The organism is Streptomyces sp. NPDC093064 (assembly GCF_044754605.1).
GTDB lineage: Bacteria > Actinomycetota > Actinomycetes > Streptomycetales > Streptomycetaceae > Streptomyces.
Window position 1 is genome coordinate 43,016 of the sequence record NZ_JBIVPK010000004.1, and the last position, 22,019, is coordinate 65,034.

Annotated in this window: 22 protein-coding genes; 14 read left to right on the forward strand and 8 right to left on the reverse strand. The window is 72.4% G+C overall.

Annotated elements, in window-relative coordinates; all coding sequences use genetic code 11:
* The first annotated feature begins 51 nt into the window (after positions 1-51).
* Complete coding sequence (locus ACIQFZ_RS06645; protein ID WP_402690759.1) at positions 52-1,263, forward strand: acyl-CoA dehydrogenase family protein; 1,212 nt, start codon at positions 52-54, stop codon at positions 1,261-1,263.
* Between the two features lie 36 nt (positions 1,264-1,299).
* Here the strand turns inward: ACIQFZ_RS06645 and ACIQFZ_RS06650 are convergent, their stop codons facing one another.
* On the reverse strand, positions 1,300-1,737 hold the full coding sequence (locus ACIQFZ_RS06650; protein WP_225076049.1) for a cell division protein SepF: 438 nt from the start codon (positions 1,735-1,737) through the stop codon (positions 1,300-1,302).
* 290 nt (positions 1,738-2,027) lie between these two features.
* Here ACIQFZ_RS06650 and ACIQFZ_RS06655 point away from each other — a divergent pair, with 290 nt between their 5' ends.
* The 7 genes from ACIQFZ_RS06655 to ACIQFZ_RS06685 all read left to right on the forward strand — a co-directional run bounded on the left by ACIQFZ_RS06655 (position 2,028) and on the right by ACIQFZ_RS06685 (position 11,866).
* Positions 2,028-3,242 carry a DUF5685 family protein gene (locus ACIQFZ_RS06655; RefSeq protein ID WP_402690760.1) on the forward strand — a complete coding sequence of 405 codons (1,215 nt, stop codon included), beginning with the start codon at positions 2,028-2,030 and terminating at the stop codon, positions 3,240-3,242.
* 112 nt (positions 3,243-3,354) lie between these two features.
* On the forward strand, positions 3,355-3,696 hold the full coding sequence (locus ACIQFZ_RS06660; protein ID WP_402690761.1) for a hypothetical protein: 342 nt from the start codon (positions 3,355-3,357) through the stop codon (positions 3,694-3,696).
* A gap of 270 nt (positions 3,697-3,966) precedes the next feature.
* Positions 3,967-4,872 carry a S1 family peptidase gene (locus ACIQFZ_RS06665; RefSeq protein ID WP_365427212.1) on the forward strand — a complete coding sequence of 302 codons (906 nt, stop codon included), beginning with the start codon at positions 3,967-3,969 and terminating at the stop codon, positions 4,870-4,872.
* A 166-nt stretch (positions 4,873-5,038) separates the two neighbouring features.
* Positions 5,039-5,875: a slipin family protein gene (locus ACIQFZ_RS06670; RefSeq protein ID WP_402690762.1), complete on the forward strand. Its 837-nt coding sequence runs from the start codon at positions 5,039-5,041 to the stop codon at positions 5,873-5,875.
* A 249-nt stretch (positions 5,876-6,124) separates the two neighbouring features.
* Entirely contained in the window at positions 6,125-7,201 is a 1,077-nt protein-coding gene (locus ACIQFZ_RS06675) for a S1 family peptidase (RefSeq protein WP_402690763.1), read from the forward strand.
* A 226-nt stretch (positions 7,202-7,427) separates the two neighbouring features.
* A complete protein-coding gene (locus ACIQFZ_RS06680) occupies positions 7,428-10,895 on the forward strand; it encodes a DNA polymerase III subunit alpha (protein ID WP_402690764.1) in 3,468 nt (1,155 codons plus the stop codon).
* A complete protein-coding gene (locus ACIQFZ_RS06685; protein WP_383059447.1) occupies positions 10,892-11,866 on the forward strand; it encodes a DNA polymerase thumb domain-containing protein in 975 nt (324 codons plus the stop codon). Before ACIQFZ_RS06680 ends, ACIQFZ_RS06685 begins: the two co-directional genes overlap by 4 nt.
* Positions 11,867-11,883: 17 nt before the next feature.
* Here ACIQFZ_RS06685 and ACIQFZ_RS06690 read toward each other — a convergent pair whose 3' ends face one another.
* Positions 11,884-12,258 (reverse strand): cupin domain-containing protein, encoded by a 375-nt coding sequence (locus ACIQFZ_RS06690; RefSeq protein ID WP_365434113.1) that lies wholly within the window; start codon positions 12,256-12,258, stop codon positions 11,884-11,886.
* A 98-nt stretch (positions 12,259-12,356) separates the two neighbouring features.
* Here ACIQFZ_RS06690 and ACIQFZ_RS06695 point away from each other — a divergent pair, with 98 nt between their 5' ends.
* Together ACIQFZ_RS06695 and ACIQFZ_RS06700 are read left to right on the forward strand one after the other, a co-directional pair.
* Entirely contained in the window at positions 12,357-12,803 is a 447-nt protein-coding gene (locus ACIQFZ_RS06695; protein ID WP_376651724.1) for a MarR family winged helix-turn-helix transcriptional regulator, read from the forward strand.
* A 185-nt stretch (positions 12,804-12,988) separates the two neighbouring features.
* A complete protein-coding gene (locus tag ACIQFZ_RS06700; RefSeq protein WP_402690765.1) occupies positions 12,989-13,849 on the forward strand; it encodes an esterase/lipase family protein in 861 nt (286 codons plus the stop codon).
* Between the two features lie 60 nt (positions 13,850-13,909).
* On the opposite strand, the gene ACIQFZ_RS06705 is transcribed toward ACIQFZ_RS06700, so the two are convergent.
* Positions 13,910-14,986 (reverse strand): lytic polysaccharide monooxygenase, encoded by a 1,077-nt coding sequence (locus ACIQFZ_RS06705; RefSeq protein ID WP_402690766.1) that lies wholly within the window; start codon positions 14,984-14,986, stop codon positions 13,910-13,912.
* Positions 14,987-15,200: 214 nt separating this feature from the next.
* Here ACIQFZ_RS06705 and ACIQFZ_RS06710 point away from each other — a divergent pair, with 214 nt between their 5' ends.
* Positions 15,201-15,662 carry a GNAT family N-acetyltransferase gene (locus ACIQFZ_RS06710; protein WP_365435605.1) on the forward strand — a complete coding sequence of 154 codons (462 nt, stop codon included), beginning with the start codon at positions 15,201-15,203 and terminating at the stop codon, positions 15,660-15,662.
* Positions 15,663-15,684: 22 nt separating this feature from the next.
* On the opposite strand, the gene ACIQFZ_RS06715 is transcribed toward ACIQFZ_RS06710, so the two are convergent.
* Positions 15,685-15,819: a hypothetical protein gene (locus ACIQFZ_RS06715; RefSeq protein WP_361416568.1), complete on the reverse strand. Its 135-nt coding sequence runs from the start codon at positions 15,817-15,819 to the stop codon at positions 15,685-15,687.
* A gap of 139 nt (positions 15,820-15,958) precedes the next feature.
* Between ACIQFZ_RS06715 and ACIQFZ_RS06720 the strand changes: the two genes are divergently transcribed.
* Positions 15,959-16,585 carry a class I SAM-dependent methyltransferase gene (locus ACIQFZ_RS06720; RefSeq protein WP_365435608.1) on the forward strand — a complete coding sequence of 209 codons (627 nt, stop codon included), beginning with the start codon at positions 15,959-15,961 and terminating at the stop codon, positions 16,583-16,585.
* Positions 16,586-16,608: 23 nt separating this feature from the next.
* Here the strand turns inward: ACIQFZ_RS06720 and ACIQFZ_RS06725 are convergent, their stop codons facing one another.
* The gene (locus ACIQFZ_RS06725; RefSeq protein ID WP_383059444.1) at positions 16,609-17,127 is read right to left on the reverse strand and encodes a DUF402 domain-containing protein; all 519 of its coding nucleotides are present in this window, start codon (positions 17,125-17,127) and stop codon (positions 16,609-16,611) included.
* The gene (locus ACIQFZ_RS06730) at positions 17,108-18,037 is read right to left on the reverse strand and encodes a GNAT family N-acetyltransferase (protein WP_383059442.1); all 930 of its coding nucleotides are present in this window, start codon (positions 18,035-18,037) and stop codon (positions 17,108-17,110) included. The genes ACIQFZ_RS06725 and ACIQFZ_RS06730 overlap by 20 nt, the downstream gene beginning before the upstream one ends.
* An 86-nt stretch (positions 18,038-18,123) precedes the next feature.
* Here ACIQFZ_RS06730 and ACIQFZ_RS06735 point away from each other — a divergent pair, with 86 nt between their 5' ends.
* Positions 18,124-18,495, forward strand: coding sequence for a GntR family transcriptional regulator (locus ACIQFZ_RS06735; RefSeq protein ID WP_361416556.1), 372 nt, complete (start codon positions 18,124-18,126; stop codon positions 18,493-18,495).
* Positions 18,496-18,516: 21 nt separating this feature from the next.
* Here the strand turns inward: ACIQFZ_RS06735 and ACIQFZ_RS06740 are convergent, their stop codons facing one another.
* Positions 18,517-19,308, reverse strand: coding sequence for a DUF72 domain-containing protein (locus ACIQFZ_RS06740; RefSeq protein ID WP_383059441.1), 792 nt, complete (start codon positions 19,306-19,308; stop codon positions 18,517-18,519).
* Between the two features lie 37 nt (positions 19,309-19,345).
* Complete coding sequence (locus ACIQFZ_RS06745; RefSeq protein ID WP_402690767.1) at positions 19,346-20,440, reverse strand: DUF5925 domain-containing protein; 1,095 nt, start codon at positions 20,438-20,440, stop codon at positions 19,346-19,348.
* Positions 20,441-20,583: 143 nt separating this feature from the next.
* Between ACIQFZ_RS06745 and ACIQFZ_RS06750 the strand changes: the two genes are divergently transcribed.
* Positions 20,584-22,002 carry a GH39 family glycosyl hydrolase gene (locus tag ACIQFZ_RS06750; RefSeq protein ID WP_365774396.1) on the forward strand — a complete coding sequence of 473 codons (1,419 nt, stop codon included), beginning with the start codon at positions 20,584-20,586 and terminating at the stop codon, positions 22,000-22,002.
* The last annotated feature ends 17 nt before the right edge of the window (positions 22,003-22,019 follow it).

A 22,019-nucleotide genomic window follows, 5' to 3' on the forward strand; every position in this document is an offset into this window, starting at 1 on the left:
TCGCACAACTAGCGGTGCTAGTTTCAGTTGCCGTTGCCGGAGGGTGTCCTCATGTCCTCGCAGTCGTCCCCGTCGACCCCGTCGTCCCCATCGCCCTCGTTCGACCCCGCCGACCCGCTCGGGATCGACGACCTGCTGGACCCGGAGGACCTGGCCGTCCGCGACACCATGCGGCAGTGGGCAGCCGACCGCGTCCTGCCCCACGTCGCCGAGTGGTACGAGAAGGGCGAGCTGCCCGTCATCCGGGAACTGTCCCGCGAGCTCGGCAGCATCGGCGTCCTCGGCATGTCCCTGACCGGATACGGCTGCGCCGGCGCCACCGCCGTCCAGTACGGGCTCGCCTGCCTCGAGCTCGAGGCCGCCGACTCCGGCATCCGGTCCCTGGTCTCGGTGCAGGGCTCACTCGCGATGTACGCCATCCACCGGTTCGGAAGCGAGGACCAGAAGCAGAGGTGGCTGCCCCCCATGGCCGCCGGCGAGGTGATCGGCTGCTTCGGGCTCACCGAGCCCGACCACGGCTCCGACCCCGGCTCCATGCGCACCCACGCCAAGCGCGACGGCACCGACTGGATCCTCAACGGCCGCAAGATGTGGATCACCAACGGCTCCGTGGCCGGCGTCGCCGTCGTCTGGGCGCAGACCGAGGACGGCATCCGCGGCTTCCTCGTGCCGGCCGGCACCCCCGGGTTCTCCGCCCCGGAGATCAAGCACAAGTGGTCCCTGCGGGCGAGCGTCACCAGCGAGCTGGTCCTGGACGACGTACGGCTGCCCGCCGACGCAGTCCTGCCGGAGGCCACCGGGCTGCGCGGACCGCTCGGCTGTCTCTCGCACGCCCGCTACGGCATCGTCTGGGGCGCCATGGGCGCGGCTCGCGCCAGCTTCGAGGCCGCCCTCGACTACGCCAAGTCGCGCGAGCAGTTCGGCAGGCCCATCGGCGGCTTCCAGCTCACCCAGGCCAAGCTCGCCGACATGGCGGTCGAACTGCACAAGGGGATTCTGCTGGCCCACCATCTGGGGCGGCGCATGGACGCCGGCCGCCTGCGTCCCGAGCAGGTCAGCTTCGGCAAGCTCAACAACGTACGAGAGGCGATCGAGATCTGCCGTACGGCGCGGACGATTCTCGGGGCGAACGGGATCTCCCTGGAGTACCCCGTGATGCGGCACGCGACCAACCTCGAGTCGGTGCTCACCTACGAGGGCACCGTCGAGATGCACCAGCTCGTGCTGGGCAAGGCGCTCACCGGGTTCGACGCCTTCCGGTGAGCCCCGAACGGGGCAGGGCCGGTGTACGGCCCTGCCTCAGCTCTGGTTGAAGAACCCGTCCGCGCGGTGCACCGCCGGGTCCCCGTTGACGATCTCGGTGTCGGCGGGGGACAGCAGGAACACCCGGGTGGACACGCGGTCGATGGAGCCGCGCAGCCCGAAGACGAGCCCGGCCGCGAAGTCGACCACACGCTTGGCGTCGGAGGCTTCCATGGCCGTCAGGTTCATGATGACGGGCACGCCCTCCCGGAACAGTTCGCCGATGGCGCGGGCGTCCCGGAAGCTGTCCGGTGTCACCGTGCCGATCCGGCGGCCCTTGTCCTCTGCCGTGTCCGTCGCCACCTTCACTCGGGGATCGGTGACCCAGGCGTCCCCGGATTCGGTCCCCTCCGTGTAGTCGTCGTCGTAGTAGCGCTCGTCATCGTTGTCGTCGACGAGGCCGAGCCACGCACTCGCCTTGCGTACCGATCCCATGGACGCCTCCTCTCACAGCGGTCTTTCCTGCATTCCGCGTCCCTATGGTCATCCATGATGCTGACAACGCGCCAAGTGAACAGGCGGCGCACGGGGGGTTTGTGACGGTACTGGTGCACGACGAATACGTCGAGAGCCCGTATGCCCCAAGGGTTCTGCCCTACACGACTGCTGACTGAGAGTGAAATATGATTGTTCTCAGCATATGGGTGACGGTCGGGGCGTACGGGTGAACGAAGGGGTCGATACGATGCCGCGACTCCACGTCCTGCACACCAAGGGGGATGGTCGTGTTCGGAATCGTCAGGCCCTGCCGTCACCGGCTCGGGGAAAGGCTCGGCGCCGAGTGGATGGCCCACTTGTGCGGGCTGTGCCTGGCCCTGCGCGGTGACCACGGGCAGTTCGCGCGGATCGTGACGAACTACGACGGGCTGCTCGTCTCGGTCCTGACAGAGGCTCAGGCGGAGAAGGCCGGCCGGGCCGGCGGCCTGCGGCGAACCGCCGGGCCGTGCCCGCTGCGCGGGATGCGCACCGCGTCCGTCGCCCTCGGCGAGGGGCCCCGACTGGCGGCGGCCGTCTCCCTGGTGCTGGCCTCGGCCAAGGTGCGCGACCACGTCGCCGACGGCGACGGACTGCTGGCGCGCCGGTCGGTGGCGCTCGCCGCGCGCCGGGTCGCCGACAACTGGAGCCGGGCGGGCGCCCGTACGGGGGCCGGTGTCGGATTCGACACCGCGGTGCTCCTGGACGCGGTGGACCGGCAGACGGGCGTCGAGGCGCTCGCCGGTCCCGGGACGCCGCTCCTGGCCGTCACCGAGCCGACCGAGACCGCGACCGCCGCGGCCTTCGCGCACACCGCGGTCCTCGCCGGGCGGCCGGGCAACGCCGCCCCGCTCGCCGAGGCCGGGCGCCTGTTCGGACGGCTGGCGCACCTCTTGGACGCCGTGGAGGACCGCGAATCCGACGCTGCCACAGGCGCCTGGAATCCGCTCACCGCCACCGGAACGCCGCTCGGCGAGGCGCGCCGGCTCGCCGACGACGCGGTGCACGGCATCCGGCTCGCCCTGAGCGAGGTGGAGTTCGGCGACGGACGGCTCGCCCATCGATTGCTCGTGCACGAACTCCGGCGCTCCGTGGACCGCGCCTTCGGTACCGAGTCCTGCGGGCACGCGCCCGAGGGGGCCTTCGGCCCGCCGCAGGGGCCGTACGCCCCGCAGGCTCCGTACGACCCGAACCATCCGAACCACCCGTACTCCGGGGGCGGTGAGCCGCCGCGGCCCGGCGGGCGCGGGTTCTGGGCCGGGTGCGCGGTGGCCGTCGGGCTGTGCTGCACCTGCAAGGTGTGCTGCGCCGACGAGTTCGAGGGTCCGTGGTCGGGCAAGAAGCGCTCGGGCTGCTGCAGCTGCGACTGCTCGTGCTGCGAAGGTTGCGACTGCTGCTGTGACGGCTGCGACTGCTGTGACGGCGGTTGTAACTGCTGTGACGGTTGTGACTGCTGCGACTGCTGACCGTCGCCGCGGCCGGCCGTCCACCCCGTCCACCCCGTCCACGGGCTCCGGGTCCGGACGGTGGGCGGCGGCGGGGTTTGGCCGCCGGGCCGCGTATGGAAGGGCTCATCCCATGATGGACCTATCCGACCAGTGGAAGCAGGGGCGCGGGCACCGTACCGAGACGGTGCCCGCGCCCCGCGCCCCGCTCGCCCGGACCGGCGTCGACGGCTTCAGGAACTATCCGGAGCATCGAGTTCCGGACATCCCCCGAGCCTGGACGGCCGAGGGCGAAGCGGTCGCGGTCACCGCTGACGAGGCGGACGAACCGGCCTTCCACGCGCGGCCCTTCGGTCGCCGGGTGCGGCTCGCCGCCGTCGCCGGACCGAAGCGGGCCCCACGGGTCGACCTGGGCGAGCGCCCGGCCGGACGGCGCCGCGAGGGCATATGGGGTGCGGGGGCCGCGACGTCGTGACAGCGGTGGGGGGACACGGCCCGGATCGGAGCTGTCCACCTGCTGCTGACCACATGTCAATTCGACCTGATCGCGCATAGTTCACTCGAATCACACATGGCCGCACGGCCGAAAGGCGCCCTTGCGCCGACCGGTCGTTCGGCCGAATACTCCCCCACAGCGCTTGTCAGGGGCACGGCATGTTCGGAATTCGAACAGCCGTCCGCTGACTGCGCCTCACGGGCCCCGACCCCACGCGGGCCCCCGACTTCCTTTGTGGAGGAACGAAAAGTGAGGATCAAGCGCACCACTCCCCACGGCGTGACGAGACGGACCCGGCTGATCGCCATCGCCTCCGGCTTCGTGGCCGCAGCCGCGTTCGCGGTCCCCCACGCGAACGCGTCCGACACTCCCACCACCTTCAGCGCGTCCCAGCTCACCACCGCGAGCGACTCCGTGCTCAAGGCCGACATCCCGGGCACGGCCTGGGTGGTCGACAGCAAGACCAACCGAGTCCTCGTCACCGTCGACAGCACGGTCTCGCAGGCCGACATCGCCAGGATCAAGCAGCAGGCGGGGAGCAACTCCGGCGCCCTGACCATCAAGCACACCGCGGGCAAGTTCAACAAGCTGATCTCCGGCGGCGACGCCATCTATGCGAGTAGCTGGCGCTGCTCGCTGGGCTTCAACGTCAAGGACAACAGCGGCAACTCCTACTTCCTGACCGCCGGTCACTGCACCTCCGGCGCGGGCACCTGGTGGTCGAACTCCACGCACACCACCACGCTCGGCACCACCGCCGGCTCCTCCTTCCCCGGCCACGACTACGGCATCGTGCGCTACACCAACACCTCGGTGGCCAAGCCGAGCGCCGTGGGCAGCGTGACCATCACCAGCGCGGCCACGCCGTCCGTCGGCACCACCGTCTACCGGCGCGGCTCGACGACCGGCATCCACAGCGGCAGGGTCACGGCGCTCAACGCGACGGTCAACTATGGCAACGGCGAGATCGTCAACGGCCTCATCCAGACCACGGTCTGCGCCGAGCCCGGTGACTCCGGCGGCTCGCTGTACTCCAACAGCGGCATCGCCTACGGTCTGACCTCCGGCGGCAGTGGCAACTGCACCTCCGGCGGTACGACCTTCTTCCAGCCGGTCACCGCCGCGCTGAGCGCCTACGGGGTCCACATCGGCTGACCTCCCTCTGTGCCGGGCCGCGGAGTGCGCGGCCCGGCCCGCCCCGCGCTCGACAGCGAAGAGCCCCCGTACGCAACCGGCGTGCGGGGGCTCGCCCTTGGGCGCAGCGCGGGTTACGGTCGAAGGATCGTGAGCCGGCGCGCCCATGCCGGATTGGGGGGCCGTGATGGTTGAGGAACTGGTGGCGGCGGGGGCGGCGCTCGCGTCCGCCGGAGCGGTGGGTCTGGTGGCGGCGGCGCGGGTCGTCAAGCAGTACGAGCGGGGCGTGGTGTTCCGCCTCGGCAGGCTGCGTCCGCAGGTGCGCGGACCCGGGCTCACGCTGATCGTCCCGATCGTGGACCGGATCCACAGGGTCAGCCTGCAGATCGTGACCATGCCCGTGCCGGCACAGGAGGGCATCACCCGGGACAATGTGACGGTGCGTGTGGACGCCGTCGTCTACTTCAAGGTGACCTCGCCGGCCGAGGCGCTGGTCCAGGTGGAGGACTACCGCTTCGCGGTCTCGCAGATGGCGCAGACCTCGCTGAGGTCCATCATCGGCAAGAGCGAACTGGACGATCTGCTGTCCGACCGGGAGAAGCTCAACCAGGGTCTTGAGCTGATGATCGACAGCCCGGCCGTGGAATGGGGCGTCACGATCGACCGGGTGGAGATCAAGGACGTGTCGCTGCCCGAGACGATGAAGCGGTCCATGGCCCGGCAGGCGGAGGCCGACCGTGAGCGGCGGGCCCGGATCATCAACGCGGACGCGGAGCTCCAGGCGTCGAAGAAGCTGGCGGAGGCCGCCCAGCAGATGGCGGACACGCCCGCCGCGCTGCAACTGCGGCTCCTCCAGACCGTGACGGCGGTCGCCGCCGAGAAGAACTCCACCCTGGTCCTGCCCTTCCCGGTCGAGCTGCTGCGGTTCCTGGAGAAGGCCCAGCATCAACTGCCCGCCGCGGCCCCGGCGCCCGCGCCCCGGGTGGATCCCGCCCCCGAGGAGCCGAATTCGAGCCAGCACTAGACCTCGCGGAATGTGGGCCGGTCGTCCGCACGCGGTGTTTGCGCTGTGAATCTTGCGTGAACACCCCTGCGGTGGCCTCGGGAGGCAGGCCGATACGCAGGGGGCTTACGCCGGTTGACGTACACGCGTCCAGAACTCGACCTTGTGTGCTCCCTGGGGGCGTCGGAATAGTGGGCGCCGTTCAACCGCCTTCCGGCTCGTCGGGTCCCCACTACCTGACGGGCCGATCCCCCCACAGGAGGACGTCAGTTGAAGCACCGACGCATACCCGGACGCCGTGCGGCCGTGGCGGGTGCGGGCATCGCCGCCCTGCTCGTCGCGGGAGTCACCTTCCAGAGTGCGAACGCCAGTGAACCCGCGAAGGCCCCCGATCTCCGGACCCTTTCGTCCGCGGCGGCCGGAAAGCTCGCCTCGACGCTCGTGCGGGACCTCGGCGCCGACGCCGCGGGCACGTACTACGACGCCACGACGAAGAGCCTCGTGGTGAACGTGCTCGACGCGAGCACCGCCGAGACCGTCGAGCAGGCGGGCGCCAAGGCCAGAGTCGTACGGAACTCCCTCGCCGAACTGACCGGCGTCCGCACCACGCTGGAGAAGGACGCGGCCATCCCCGGCACCTCGTGGGCGACGGACCCCGTGACCAACAAGGTCGTCGTCACCGCCGACAGCACGGTCTCCCGGGCCGAGTGGACCACGCTGAGCGAGGTCGTCGACGGGCTCGGTACCAAGGCCGAACTCAGGCGGTCGAAGGGGAAGTTCAAGCCCTTCGTCGCGGGCGGTGACGCGATCACCGGCTCCGGCGGCCGCTGCTCGCTCGGCTTCAACGTGGTCAAGGACGGCCAGCCGTACTTCCTCACCGCGGGCCACTGCACGGAGGCGATCTCCACCTGGTCGGCCGGTGGCACGGTGATCGGCCAGAACGAGCGGTCCAGCTTCCCGGGCGACGACTTCGGTCTGGTCCGGTACACCGCGAGCGTGGACCACCCGAGCGTGGTCAACCTCTACAACGGCTCGACGCAGGCGATCACCAGGGCGGGCGAGGCGACCGTCGGCGAGAAGGTGACCCGCAGCGGCTCGACGACCCAGGTGCACAGCGGCACGGTCACCGGTCTGAACGCCACCGTGAACTACTCCGAGGGCACGGTCAGCGGCCTGATCCAGACCGATGTGTGCGCCGAGCCCGGTGACAGCGGCGGCTCCCTGTTCGACGGCGACACCGCGATCGGCCTCACCTCCGGTGGCAGCGGCGACTGCACCTCGGGCGGTGTGACCTTCTTCCAACCGGTCACCGAGGCCCTCTCGGCGACCGGCGCCCAGATCGGCTGATCCCGGCCCCGGCCTCCACGCAGCCGGCGAAAGCCCCGCCCTCACGAGGGCGGGGCTTTCGCATGGCCGCCACGCCCCTCGCGCTCCGGGCGCCGGGCGTTTGCGCAGGTGGGACACGCTCGAACGGATGTCGCACAGACGTTCGGAAATTGGTTTATGGTGGGGGTGAGAGAGATAGGAACTGATGTTCGAGGGCGGTCACGGCTCACGAGTGCGGGAGGTGCGGATGCCGGACTTCACGCATCTGCACACCGCCTCCGGGTTCTCCCTGCGCTACGGCGCCTCGCACCCGGAGCGGCTGGCCGAACGCGCCGCGGAACGGGGCATGGACGCGCTCGCGCTCACCGACCGCGACACCCTGGCCGGCTCGGTCCGCTTCGCCAAGGCCTGCGCCGCGGCGGGCGTCCGCCCGCTGTTCGGTGTGGAGCTGGCGGTGGAGACCGCGGAGCCCGTACGGCGGGACCGGCGCCGCACCCCGGTGCGCGGAGGCGCCTTCGTCGACGAGTCGGCTCCCCGCGCCACCTTCCTCGCCCGCGCCGGCGCCCGCGGCTGGGCCGATCTGTGCCGCCTGGTCACCGCCGCCCACTCCGGGCTCACGGCCGCGCGCGAACAGGGGGGACCCCCGTCTCCGGGCACCCCGCTGCTGCCCTGGCCCGGCAACCATGCCGACGGCCTGACCGTTCTGCTCGGGCCCGACTCCGACGTCGGCCGCGCCCTCGCCGCCGGCCGCCCCGACCAGGCCGCCAGACTCCTCGTGCCCTGGCGTGAGACCTACGGCGACGCCCTGCGCCTGGAGGCGGTCTGGCACGGCCGCACGGGCACCGGACCCGGCTCGCTGCGCCTGGCCGCACGCACCGTCGGCTTCGCCGCCGAGCAGCGGATCCGGCCCGTGCTCAGCAACGCCGTCCGGTACGCCGACCCGGGTCAGGGCCCGGTCGCCGACGTGCTGGACGCCGCCCGCCGGCTCGTCCCCATCGACCCGGCCAAGGAGCTGGACTCCGGCGAGGCCTGGCTGAAGGAGCCGGACGCCATGCTGCGCGCGGCCGAGCGGATCGTGGAGGCCGCCGGCTTCCGCACCGAGGCCGCCCACCGCCTGCTGGAGCAGACCCGGACGACGGCCGCCGAGTGCCTGGTCGACCCCGAGGACGACCTCGGCCTGGGCACCGTCCACTTCCCCGAGCCGCACCTCGTCGGCGCCGGCCGCCGCACCGCCCAGCGCGTACTCGCCTCCCGGGCGGCGGCGGGCATGGTGCTGCACGGCTACGCCGGCCGCCGGGACTACTGGGAGCGGATGCACCGGGAGCTGGACATCATTGCCCACCACGGCTTCGCCACCTACTTCCTCACTGTCGCCCAAGTCGTCGACGACGTACGGAAGATGGGCATCCGGGTCGCCGCCCGCGGCTCCGGCGCCGGCTCCCTCGTCAACCACCTCCTCGGCATCGCCCACGCCGACCCGGTCGAGCACGGGCTGCTGATGGAGCGCTTCCTGTCCAAGCGGCGCACGGCCCTGCCCGACATCGACATCGACGTGGAGTCCGCACGCCGGCTGGAGGTCTACCGCGAGATCATCGGCCGGTTCGGCACCGAGCGGGTCGCGACCGTGGCCATGCCGGAGACGTACCGCGTACGGCACGCCATCCGCGATGTCGGGGCGGCCCTGTCCATGGACCCCGCCGACATCGACCGCATCGCCAAGTCCTTCCCCCACATCCGCGCCCGCGACGCCCGCGCGGCACTCGACGAACTGCCCGAACTCAGGGCGCTGGCGGGGGAGCGGGACAGGTACGGCAGGCTGTGGGAGCTGGTCGAGGCCCTGGACGCCCTTCCGCGCGGGGTCGCCATGCACCCCTGCGGGGTCCTGCTCTCCGACGCCTCCCTGCCGTCCCGCACACCGATCGTGCCCACCAGCGGCGAGGGCTTCCCCATGTCCCAGTTCGACAAGGACGACGTGGAGGACCTCGGGCTGCTCAAGCTGGACGTGCTGGGCGTGCGGATGCAGTCGGCGATGGCGCACGCGGTCGCGGAGGTGGAGCGGACCACGGGGGAGCGGATCGACCTGGACTCCCTGCCGGACGGCGACCCGGCGACGTACCGGCTCATCCGCTCCGCCGAGACCCTCGGCTGCTTCCAGATCGAGTCCCCGGGCCAGCGCGACCTGGTCGGGCGCCTCCAGCCGGCCACGTTCCACGACCTGGTCGTCGACATCTCCCTGTTCCGGCCCGGTCCGGTCGCCGCCGACATGGTGCGTCCGTTCATCGAGGCCCGGCACGGGCGGGCGCCGGTGCGCTATCCGCACCCCGACCTCCGGGAACCGCTGGAGGAGACGTACGGGGTCGTCGTCTTCCACGAGCAGATCATCCACATCCTGCACCTCATGACCGGCTGCGGACGCGACGAGGCGGACCGGGTGCGGCGCGGGCTGTCCGACCCGGAGTCGCAGGGGCGGATCAAGGTGTGGTTCGCGCAGCACGCGGCGGCGAAGGGGTACGACGCGGAAACGATTCACCGTACCTGGGAGGTCGTCGAGGCGTTCGGCTCCTACGGCTTCTGCAAGGCGCACGCGGTCGCCTTCGCCGTGCCGACGTACCAGTCGGCGTGGCTGAAGGCCCATCACCCGGCTGCCTTCTACGCCGGGCTGCTCACGCACGACCCCGGGATGTACCCGAAGCGGCTGCTGCTGGCGGACGCGCGACGGCGCGGGGTGCCGATCCTGCCGTTGGACGTGAACAGGTCGGGAGTCGCCCATCGTATCGAACTGGTGTCTGAGCCGAAGCCTGGTTCTTCCGGTATGTGGGGACTTCGGCTGGCTCTCTCCGACGTGTACGGCATCAGCGAGGCCGAGGCGGCTCGGATCGCGGACGGACAGCCCTACGCCTCGCTGCTCGACTTCTGGGAACGGGCCCGGCCCAGCCGTCCGGTCGCCGCCCGGCTCGCCCAGGTGGGCGCGCTGGACGCGTTCGGCGCCAACCGCCGCGATCTGCAACTGCACCTGACCGAGCTGCATCGCGGCGCCCGCGGCGCGGGCGGCGGCCAACTGCCGCTGGCCGGCGGGAGGGAGACGGCCGCGGCCGGGCTCCCCGGCCTGTCCGACGCCGAACGGCTCAGCGCCGAGCTGGGCGTGCTGTCCATGGACGTCTCGCGGAACCTGATGGACGACCACCGGGAGTTCCTCGACGAACTGGGCGTGGTCCCGGCGCGCCGGCTGCGCGAGGCCCGGCACGGCGAGACGGTACTGGTCGCGGGCGCCAAGGCGGCCACCCAGACCCCGCCGGTCCGGTCCGGCAAACGGGTCATCTTCACCACGCTGGACGACGGCACCGGCCTGGTCGACCTCGCCTTCTTCGACGACTCCCACGACGCCTGCGCGCACACCGTCTTCCACTCCTGGCTGCTGCTGGTGCGCGGTGTGGTGCAGCGGCGCGGTCCGCGCAGCCTCAGCGTGGTGGGCGCCGCCGCCTGGAACCTGGCCGAACTCGCCGAACTGCGCGCCGAGGGCGGACTCGGCGAAGTGGCGGCGCGCCTGGCCGAACCGGCACCGGAGGAGCCCGCCGACGGCGCCCCCGCGCACGGCCGGACGATCCGCATGTCCACGGGGTACGAGATGCACCCCTGGGCCGATCTGCGTCCCGCGGGCGAAGGCCCGCCGGGTGGAAGGAAGTTGTGGCATCAGAGTCCAGGGAGTGCGGGATGACGGTTCTCTGCGTACGTTTCCAGCTGCCGCCGATGTACGAGGCCGCCCTGCCGGGGCTGCTCGGGCTCCTCGAGGAGTTCACCCCGGTCGTCGAGGCGCTGCCGCCGGACGGGGCGCTGGCCGATCTGCGGGGCGCCGAACGGTACTTCGGGCGCGACGCGGTCGAGCTGGCGTCGGTGATCCGGGTCCGCGCCCTCGCGCTGCACGGTGTGGACTGCGTGATCGGCGCCGGGCCGGGCCCGATGCTGGCCCGCATGGCCCTGCGCGACGCCCGGCCCGGACTCACGTGCGCGGTGCCCGGCGAACCGGACGCCGTGGCGGGGTTCCTGGCCGAGCGGCCCGTCACCGCGCTGCCCGGCGTCGGCGCGGCGACGGCCCGCACCCTGGACGAGTACGGCCTCGACACCCTGGGCCGGGTCGCCGCCGCGCCCCTGCCGACCCTCCAGCGCCTGGTCGGCGCCAAGTCCGGCCGTGAACTCCATGAGAAGGCGAACGGCGTCGACCGGAGCCGGGTCGTACCGAACGCCATCTCCAGGTCGCTCGCGGCGGAATGCCCCTTCGACCGGGACGAACTGGACCCCGACCGGCACCGCAGGGCGCTGCTGTCGGCCGCCGGGGAACTGGGCTCCCGGCTGCGCGCCCTGGGCAAGGTCTGCCGCACCCTGACCCTCACCGTGCGCTACGCCGATTGCTCCGGCACCACCCGCAGCCGCACGCTGGCCGAACCGACCGCGCACTCGGCCGCGTTGACCGGAGTCGCGTACGCCCTGTACGAGGCCCTGGGGCTCCAGCGCGCCCGGGTCCGCGCGCTCGCCCTGCGCGCCGAGGGCCTCGGGTCCGCCGAACACGCCTCCCACCAGCTCACCTTCGACCCCGTCGACGAGAAGGTCCGCCGTATCGAGGAGGTCGCGGACCGCGCGCGAGCCCGGTTCGGCCCGCGGGCGGTGATGCCGGGCACGCTGGCCGCGTGACTCCCTTCGGCACGCGGTCAGTTGGCCCACGGCGGAGTGAGCACCGTGCCGTCCGCAAGGCGGGCCTGAAGGCCGATGGACGTGGTGACCCAGGAGACCGCGGTGCGGTCCGCGGGGTTCTCCACGGTGAGCGTCGCACCGGCGTTGATGATCACCGTGTCGCCCGCGACGACGCGCTCGGTGCGGTCGTCGAGCGTGATCAGGAGTTCGCCGTCGAGCAGGTGGAGGATCTCCTCGTGGGTGACGGTGTGGGCCGGGGCCCTGGTGCCGGCGGGGATCTCGCCGCGCCAGGCGCACAGTTGCCTGGACCCGGTCTGCGGGGTGGCGTACGAGACGAAGCGGGCGCCGTGGATCTCGTGGGTCACGGCGTCGGACGGGCGGACGACGGGCATGGGTGCCTCCTCGAAACCAATGGTCAAGCTGCTTGACCAAGCGGGAACTATATAGTCAATCTGCTTGACCATTTCGTCAAGGGTGTTTCAATGCCTCCGTGCAGAACTCCGAAGCCATGGCCCTGTCCGCCGCCCTGCTGGCCGTCGCCGGCGAGCTGACCCAGCGCATCCATGACGGCGTCGTCGCCCGCGGCTTCGAGGGGCTCCGGCCGGCGCACGGCTTCGCATTCGCGCGGCTGGCCGCGGACGGGGCGACGGTCACCGAGCTGGCCGCCCATCTGGGGGTCACCAAGCAGGCCGCCAGTCAGCTCGTCGACGAGATCGTGCGCAAGGGATACGCGGAGCGCCTGCCGCATCCTGAGGACGCGCGGGCCCGTCTGATCGTGCTGACCGAGCGCGGCCGGGCCTGTACCCGCGCGGCGGAGGAGTCGGCCGCCGACGCCGTGCGGGCGTGGGGCGAGGTGATCGGCGAGGGTGAAGTGCGCGCGCTGTGGGGGCAGTTGGCGCGCCTCGCGCCGCACGGTCCGATCCGGCCCACTTGGTGACAGTTCGTCAGGGGCATTACATCACGGCCCTCGGTCGTAGCCGGACATCGCCCGAAGTTTTTACTGACGCGTAACTTCACAGTTGTACTACTCGTCCGTAACTTGACGAGTGAACAGCATCCCGTGATCCGGATCACAGGGCGTAGTGCCGTCGCACCTCCCTTGAGCCGCAAGGAGATCACCCGATGCTGCCCTTCAAGCGCGCCCTCAGACCACTCGCCGCCCTGCTGCTGGCCGCCGCCCTCGCCACCGCCCCCGCCGCCACCGCTCATGCGGCCAGTGCTCCCAGCAGGGGGTGGAACGACTACGGCTGCAAGCCCTCCGCCGCCCACCCCCTCCCCGTCGTCCTCGTCCACGGCACCTTCGGCAACTCCATCGACAACTGGCTGTCCCTCGCGCCGTACCTGAAGGACCGCGGGTACTGCGTCTTCTCCCTCGACTACGGCCAGTTGCCGGGCGTCCCGCTCTTCTACGGCCTCGGCTCCATCGACAAGTCGGCCGAGCAGTTGTCCGCCTTCGTCGACAAGGTGCTCGCCGCGACCGGCGCCGCCAAGGCCGACCTTGTCGGTCACTCACAGGGCGGGATGATGCCCCGCTACTACCTGAAGTTCCTCGGCGGAGCCGCCAAGGTGAACGCCCTCGTCGGTATTGCACCCGACAACCACGGCACCACCCTCAGCGGCCTCACCAACCTCCTGCCCTACTTCCCGGGCGCGGGCGACCTGCTCAAGACCGCCACCCCCGGTCTCGCCGACCAGATCGCCGGGTCCGCCTTCCTCGCCAAGCTCAACGAGGGCGGCGACACCGTTCCCGGCGTGCGCTACACGGTCATCGCCACCAAGTACGACGAGGTGGTCACGCCGTGGCGCAGCCAGTACCTGACCGGCCCCGACGTGCGTAACGTCCTGTTGCAGGACCTGTGCGCGGTCGACCTGTCCGAGCACGTGACGATCGGCACGATCGACCGCATCGCCTTCCACGAGGTGGCCAACGCGCTCGACCCGGCGCACGCCACCGCCACCACCTGCGCGTCGGTCTTCAGTTGACGTGGCTCGGGGCCTGCCCGGCCTGAGCCGCCGGACAGGCCCCGCGTTCAACGGGCCGCGTCAGCGGCCTCGCCCGCCGCCGGCCGCGGCGCGCCGGCGGACCGAGGCGAACAGGGCGGCCGAGCCGAGCGCCAGGGCGGCCGCGCCGCCGACCGCGAGGTACGGGGTGCGGTCGTCGCCGCCGGTCTCGGCCAGGTTCACCGGGCTGCCGGCGGCCCGCGGCCGGTTCGGCTCGTCGGCGGCGGCCTGCGCGGCGCGGTCCGCCGCGGCCGTGTCCCCGGCCGACCGCACGGCCGGGTCCGACGCCGGATGCGATGCCGGGCTCGCGGCCGGGTCCGCCGACGCGGGCGCCACCGGGTCCGTCGTGGTCCGGGCGTCGTCGTCCCCGTGGCCGTGGTGCTCGGCCGACGACCTGCCGGAACCGTCCTCGATCTGCCGCTCGGTCGGCGCGGAGGCGGCCGGCGCCGGGGCGGAGCCGCCGGACGCGCCGCCACCGCTCCCGCCGCCGAAGGTGACGTCCGAGCAGGAGTAGAAGGCCTCCGGGCTGTCCGAGCGCTGCCACACCGCGTACAGCAGATGCCTGCCCGAGCGTTCGGGCAGCGTGCCGGAGAACGTGTAGAAGCCGTCCGCGGCGACCGGGTCGGTGGCCGTCGCCACGGGATGCGCCAGATCGAGGTCGTCCCAGGCCGGCGACTTGGCCGGGTCGTAGCCGGGCTTGGTGAGGTAGACCGTGAAGGTGCCCTTGTGCGGGGCGGTCACGCGGTACCTGAAGGTGTACGCGCCGCCGTGCACGCCCGTCGCGGGCCAGTCCGCGCGAGGCAGGTCCAGGCCCTTGAACTCCTCGTTGCCGGCGCTGCACAGCCTGCCGTCCGGGATCAGCTCCCGGTGGCGGCCGCCCGCGTCGCCGATCCGTATGCCGTTCCAGTCGTACAGCGCCTGGGTGCCGCCCGCCGCGACGGCCGCCTTGCAAGCCGCCGACTTCGGGCTCTCCGGCCCCTCCGCGTAGCACTGGGCCACCCGGCTGACCGGGTCGCCCATGGACCCGTGCGCGGCCGCGGGCGCCGCGGCGAGCGCGGTCAGGGCCAGCGGGGCCAGGCCGAGGGCGGCGGAAGCAGCGGCCGTACGGCGTACGGGCATCGGGGGAACTCCTCGGGGCGGTTGTTCTGACACGGTGGGACGGATCCCGTGAGGGGGACGGATCCCGTGGGGGTGATCAGAAGCTAGTCGCAACGCACCGCGAAAACACGGGTTGGAGGCGGTGCGGGGAGATCCTTATGCTCACGTTAAGGGAGCGCTGAGGCTGCGCTCAGGTGGGGCATCGGGCAGGGACCGGACAGGGGGCGCGCAGGGCATGGTGGGCAAGGGGATCAGGGCGGCGTCCGCCGCCGACGTGCCGGCCGTGAAGGCGGTGACCGACGCGGCCTACCGCCCCTACATCGAGCGCATCGGAGTCGTCCCGGCGCCCATGGAGGCGGACCACGGGGCGGACGTGGCGGCGGGGAAGGTGTTCGTCGTCCGTGAGCCCGAAGGGGGCCCGGTGACGGGGCTCGTCGTGATCGAGGCGCGCGCGGACCATCTCTTCCTCGACAGCATCGCCGTCCACCCCGACGCGCACGGCACGGGGGTGGGGCGGCGGCTGCTGGAGTTCGTGGACACGCGCGCGCGTGCGCTGGGCCTGCCCGAGGTCAGGCTCTACACGAACGCGCTGATGTGGGAGAACCAGCGGATCTATCCGCGGTTCGGCTACGAGGTCGTCGAGCGCCGTGTGGACGGGCCCTACGACCGCGTCCACTACCGCAAGCGGCTGGTCTGACGTCTTATCGCCCGGCCGCCGGTCATGTGTCCGGCCACCACGTGCGCGCGATGTCCTTGCGGACCTCGGGCCGCCCGGCGGGACGCTCGTCGGCTTCCTCGCGGACGCGGCGGGTGTCCGTCTTCCTCAGGGGCTTCTGCACTGTCACTCGGCGCATGGCTGCCTCCTTCGAGGCCTACCCGGTCCGTCTTCGTGCGGAGGTAGGACCTTTCGGGCGAGAGTCGCTTATCGGTGCGGGTCTGTCTGTGGCGGCCGTCACGATTCGGTTGTCAGTGGCGGGTGTCACTCTGGGGTGCATGAGTGCGCATACGACGACCGACGGTGACGGGGCGGTCCGGGGCGGGGTGGACTGGGACGCCCAGGCCGCCGTCTTCGACGAGGAGCCGGATCACGGGCTGCGCGACCCGGGGGTGCGCGCCGCCTGGGCCGAACGGCTGCGCGGCTGGCTGCCCGGACACCCCGCCGAGATCCTCGACCTCGGCTGCGGCACCGGCAGCCTGTCGCTCCTCGCGGCCGAGCAGGGGCACCGGGTGACCGGCGTCGACCTGTCCCCGGCGATGGTGGAGCGGGCCCGGGCGAAGCTCGCCGGCCACGACGCGGTGTTCCTGGCCGGTGACGCGGCGAACCCGCCGGTGGGCGGGCAGCGCTTCGACGCCGTCCTGGTCCGGCACGTCCTGTGGACACTGCCCGACCCGGCCCGCGCGCTGCGCCACTGGCAGGGGCTGCTGCGGCCGGACGGCCGGCTCGTCCTGATCGAGGGTGTCTGGGGCACGCTCACCCCGGTCGGCATACCCCCGGACCGGCTGACCATGCTTCTGCGGCCACTCGCCTCCCACATTCACCTGGAGCCGCTGTCGGCGGACGCGCGGCTGTGGGGCCGGGAGGTGGACGACGAGCGGTACGCGGTGGTGGCCTCGAACTGAGCCCGCGCGAGCCGGTGCGGGAATCAGGACAGCAGGGCCTCGAAGCCGTCCTCGCGGGCCAGTCCCTCCAGTTCGTCGAGGGCGGCCAGGGCGGCGGCCGCGGCCCCGGGGTCGGTGCGCGCCAGGCCGCTCGCCGCGAATTCGTCCTCGTCCAGGCGCCGTATGTCCGTGCCGTCGGCGGAGCGCCACAGGTCCAGGTCGAGGTCCTCGACGACGAGGTCCATGCCGGAGCGGGTGGCGGGGCGGGTGACGTCGCAGTACCAGCCCTTCAGCGCGCCTCCGGCATCGCGGACCTCCTTCACCGAGTACCAGCGGTCCCGCCAGTAGTGCTCGGTGAAGACGTCGCCCGGTTCGAAGCGTACGAAGCCGAAGTCGCGGACCCCTTCGCCCGCCCATGCGGCCCGGACGGTGAGGCGCGTGCCGTCGTCGGACACGAGCACGCCCCGGTAGCGGATCTTGGTGCGGCCGCCCTTGACGAGGACGACGTCCACCTCTGCCGGCGCCGACGGCCGGCCGCCGGCCTCAGCCGAGTTCGCGGACATGGCGCACCTCCGTCCCGCAGACCGCGTACCCGAACCACTCGTTGATCGCGATCATCGGCGCGTTGCCGGTGTCGTTGCCCGTGAACGCCTCCGTGTACCCGGCGGCCCGGGCGCGGTGCAGCGAGTCGTTCTTGGCGAGCTTGGCCAGGCCCCGGCCGCGGAAGGCGCGGGCGGTGCCCGTCATGGCGGTGGAGTACCGGGTGCCGCCGTCCGTACGGGCCGCGGTGAAGGCCGCGGGTCGGCCGTCGACCACCGCCACCGACGTCAGCTCGGGGCTGAACAGCGGGTGCCGCCAGGTCTCGGCCAGCCAGGCCGCGTAGTCGGTGAGTTCGTAGTCCACGTCGCCGGGTTCGTCCTCCGCGGTCTCCGCGTCCAGCTCGAACAGGGGGCGCGGGTCGTCGGCGTAGTCCGAGCCCCGGCGCAGCTCCACGCCCGGGGGCGGGTCCTGGAGCGGTGGGAGCGTGCCGTTCGCCAGGTCCAGGCGGAGGAAGTGCGCGCTTCGGCTCGCGCGGTAGCCGTGCCGCTCGGCGAAGGCGCGGTTGCCCGGCTCGTCCAGGACCCAGGAGTACAGCCTGGTCGCCCCGTGCGCGGCCAGATGTTCCTCGGCGGCCCGTACGAGGAGGGTGGCGGCGCCGCGGCGGGTGTGCTCGGGATGCACGTACACGTTGATGTTGCCCTGGCCGGGTTCGGTGCTCTCGTGGGACAGGTGCACCTGCGCGGTGCCGATCACCTCGCCGTCCTCCACGGCGACCAGCGGCCGGTAGTGGGTGTCGGGGTGCAGGTGGGTGAGGTCGTGGACGAGCGAGTCGGGGGTGAACAGTATGAACGGCAGCGCGACGTGCCGGACGCGGGCGAAGCCCTCGAGGTCGGCCCGCGCGTCGGGGCGGAGGTCACGGATGATCACGGTCATGGAGGGGCACGCTACGGCGGAGACCGGGCGGGGTGCCTCCCATTTTCCGCTGGGCCGTACGCGTGCGGGTGCGGGACAATCACCCCGTGACCTTGAAGATCCACATCGAGGACGGCGCACCTCCCTACGAGCAGGTGCGGGCGCAGATCTCCGAGCAGGCGCGGTCGGGGGCGCTGCCGGTGGGGTACCGGCTGCCCACGGTGCGCGGGCTGGCCGAGTCGCTCGGGCTCGCGGCGAACACGGTCGCCAAGGCCTACCGGGCACTGGAGGCGGACGGCGTGATCGAGACGCGCGGGCGCAACGGCACGTTCGTCGCCGCCGCGGACTCGGCGGCGGCGCGGGAGGCCGCGGCCGCCGCCCAGGCGTACGCCGAGCGGGTGCGACGGCTCGGTCTCACCGAGGACGACGCGCTCGCCGCCGTGCGGGACGCCCTGCGGGCGGCCTACGAGGGGCGGTAGGGGAGCGGCGGCCCCGCAAAGTCACCGGCCCGGCGGGACCTTCTGCCGGTCACCCGTGAGCGCCGGAGTGCGGGTCACCGCCAGGCCCGCGCTCCTGGCCGCCCGTGCGAACACCACCGCGTCCTGGACCGCCGCCCCCGTCGGGTCGTTGTTGAAGTAGGCGTACACGTCGCGCTCGCCCGGCCAGGTCGTGGCGATCCGGTCGACCCAGGTCTCCAGCGACCGCCGGCCGTAGTGCGGCCAGGCCCGGGCGCGGCCCACGTGGAAGCGGACGTACCCCCAGCCGGCCGTCCGCCACAGGGGCGTGACCGGGCGGGCGTAGGCGTCGGCCCAGCACAGGGCGGCGCCCCGGGCCCGGAGGACCTCGCGCACCCGCGGCGTCCACCACGACTCGTGGCGCGGCTCGACCGCGACCCGGGTGCCGGACGGGAAGCACGCCAGGCAGGCGTCCAGCAGTTCCGGATCGGCGCGCAGGGTCGGCGGGAGCTGGAGCAGTACCGGGCCCAGCCGGTCGCCGAGGCCCGCCGCGTGCGTCATCAGGCGGTGCACCGGCTCCTCGGGGTCCTTCAGCCGCTTGATGTGGGTGAGGTACCGGCTCGCCTTCACCGCGACCACGAAGTCCGCCGGAACGCGCTCCCGCCAGGCCTCGAAGGTCTCCCGCGCGGGCAGCCGGTAGAAGGCGTTGTTGACCTCCAGGGTGGCGAAGACGGCGGCGTACTCCTCCAGCCACAGCCGCGTGGGGCACCCCTGCGGGTACAGCACGCCCCGCCAGTCCTTGTACTGCCAGCCCGACGTCCCGACGAACAGGGTCATATGCCCATCAAAGCACCGGTTCCCGCACGGGGACCCGTCACAGGTACAGACCCGCGTCGGCCCCCTCGCGCGGCTCCGGCAGCGCCGTCGGCGACGTGCCCCGCCGCAGCGCGTACAGCTCGGCGAGGGTCGCCCCGTCGCGGCTCACCCCTTCCTCGGTGCCCAGCCAGTCCACCGCCTCCCGGCGGGTCAGCCGGCCCACCTCGATACGGGCCAGGCACCGGCCCGGGCGGACCACGGCCGGGTGCAGGCGCTCCAGGTCCTCGTTGGTCGTCACCCCGACCAGCACGTTGCGCCCCTGGCCGAGCAGACCGTCGGTGAGGTTCAGCAGCCGGGACAGCGCCTGGCCCGCGGTGTGCTTGGCCTCGCCGCGGATCAGCTCGTCGCAGTCCTCCAGCAGGAGCAGCCGCCAGCGCCCCTTGCCCGCCGCGTCCTCCTCGCCGATGGCGATGTCCATGAGGTAGCCGACGTCGCTGAACAGCCGCTCCGGGTCCAGCACGCAGTCCACCTGGCACCAGTCGCGCCAGGACCGGGCCAGGGTCCGCAGCGCCGAGGTCTTGCCCGTGCCCGGCGGGCCGTGCAGCAGGAGCAGCCGGCCCGCGACGTCCTCGGGGGTCGTCTTCATCAGCCGGTCCATGGCGTCCGCGACCGGAGCGGTGTAGTTGGGCCGGAGCTCGTCCCAGGTGCCCGCCGCGATCTGCCGGGTGGTGCGGTGCGGGCCGCGCCGGGGCGAGACGTACCAGAAGCCCATCGTCACGTTCTCCGGCTGCGGCTCCGGTTCGTCCGCGGCGCCGTTCGTCGCCTGCTCCAGCATCTTCGCGGCCAGCTCGGCGCTGGTCGCGGTGACCGTGACGTCGGCGCCCCGGTTCCACCGGGAGACCAGCAGCGTCCAGCCCTCGCCCTCGGCGAGGGTCGCGCTGCGGTCGTCGTCGCGGGCCGCGCGCAGCACCCGGGCGTCCTTGGGCAGCAGGGTGGCGCCGGGGCGCACGCGGTCGATGTTCGCCGCGTGCGAGTACGGCTGCTCGCCCGTCGCGAAGCGGCCGAGGAACAGCGCGTCGACGACGTCGGACGGCGAGTCGGAGTCGTCGACGGTGAGCCGGATCGGCAGAGCGTCGTGTGGGTTCGCGGACATGCCGCCATGATCTGTCACGCGGGCGCCGTGCGCACCCGGTTTCCCCCGCGCGTCCCGTGCCGGCGCCCGGACGGAGCCCGTCGTGGGCCGAGCCTGCCGGAACCCTGTCCCGCGGATGATTTCCGCCCTTACTGTTGTCCTTGATGAGACGTCATGGGGGGAATCCGGAGGCGGGGCGGTGGCGGCTCACCGCGCTGCTCGGCGTGGGAGTGACGGGCGTGGCCCTGGTCGTGGCCCTGCTGAGCACGCTGCCCGGCGGCGCGAGCACCGAGGGCACCACACGCCAAGGCGACAAGGTGCACGGGACACCGGCGACCCCGCGGACCGCGGACGAGCCGGACGTCGGCTGGGGCTTCACCCACACCCAGTTCAGCGCCGACGAGGGCGGCGCGGCCGCGACCGGCCGGGTCGGGGCGCTGCTGTCGCAGGACGGCGGCCTGCCGCAGAACCAGGCGATCATGGGCTGGGGCGCCGACAACCCCGAGCCGGTCAAGGGGCGTTACGACTTCGAGGCGCTGGACCGGCGGATCGACTTCGTCCGTGCCTCGGGCGGCACTCCGGTGATCACGCTGTGCTGCGCGCCCGACTGGATGAAGGGCGGCCGGGCCGGCGTGGACAACACCGACTGGAGCCAGGACGCCCTGGAGACCGCGCCGACCCGCGACCACTACAAGGACTACGCCGCACTCGCCGCGACCGTCGCCAAACGCTATCCGGACGTACGCCACTTCATCGTCTGGAACGAGTTCAAGGGCTTCTGGAACAACGCCGAGGGCCGCTGGGACTACGAGGGCTACACCGAGCTCTACAACCTGGTTCACAAGGCGCTCAAGCAGGTCGACCCCAAGATCATGGTGGGGGGACCGTACCTGGTCATGGACAGCGTCGACCCGCGGCAGAAGCAGGACGCCTCCACCGTCCTGCGGGGCCCCTGGGGAGCCTTGGACCAGCGGGTCCTGGACGCCTTCGCCTACTGGAACCAGCACAAGGCGGGCGCCGACTTCGTCGTCGTGGACGGCTCCAGTTACACCAAGGACGACGACCTGCTGCCCGACGAGTTCCGCGCCACCGACAAGCTGACGGACGTCGGCCGGTGGGTGCGGCGGCAGACGGGCGGCCTGCCGCTGTGGTGGGCCGAGTACTACGTCGAGCCCGCCGACCGCAACGACGACCGCAAGGACTGGTCCGAACCGCACCGCGTCGCCGTGCAGGCCGCCGGCCTGATCGCCATGGCCAAGGGCGGCGCCTCCACCGGCTTCTACTGGAATCCGGAGAACCGCACGGGCGACTGCCCCGGCTGCCTGTGGACCCCGACCGACGCCTCCGGCGGCGGCCGGGAGCTGCCCATGTACGACCTGGTCTCCCGCTTCAACCGGGCGTTCCCGCCGGGGACCGGGTACCGGACGGTGTCCGTCGCCCCGGACGACGTGCCCAACGTGCGCGTCCTGGCCGACGACCGGACGGTCCTGGTGGTCAACACCCTGAACCGCACGATCAGCGCGCAGATCGACGGCAGGCGCTTCGACATGAAGGCGTACGAGGTGAAGTGGCTCCAGCGGTAGCCCGCCGGAGCCATTTC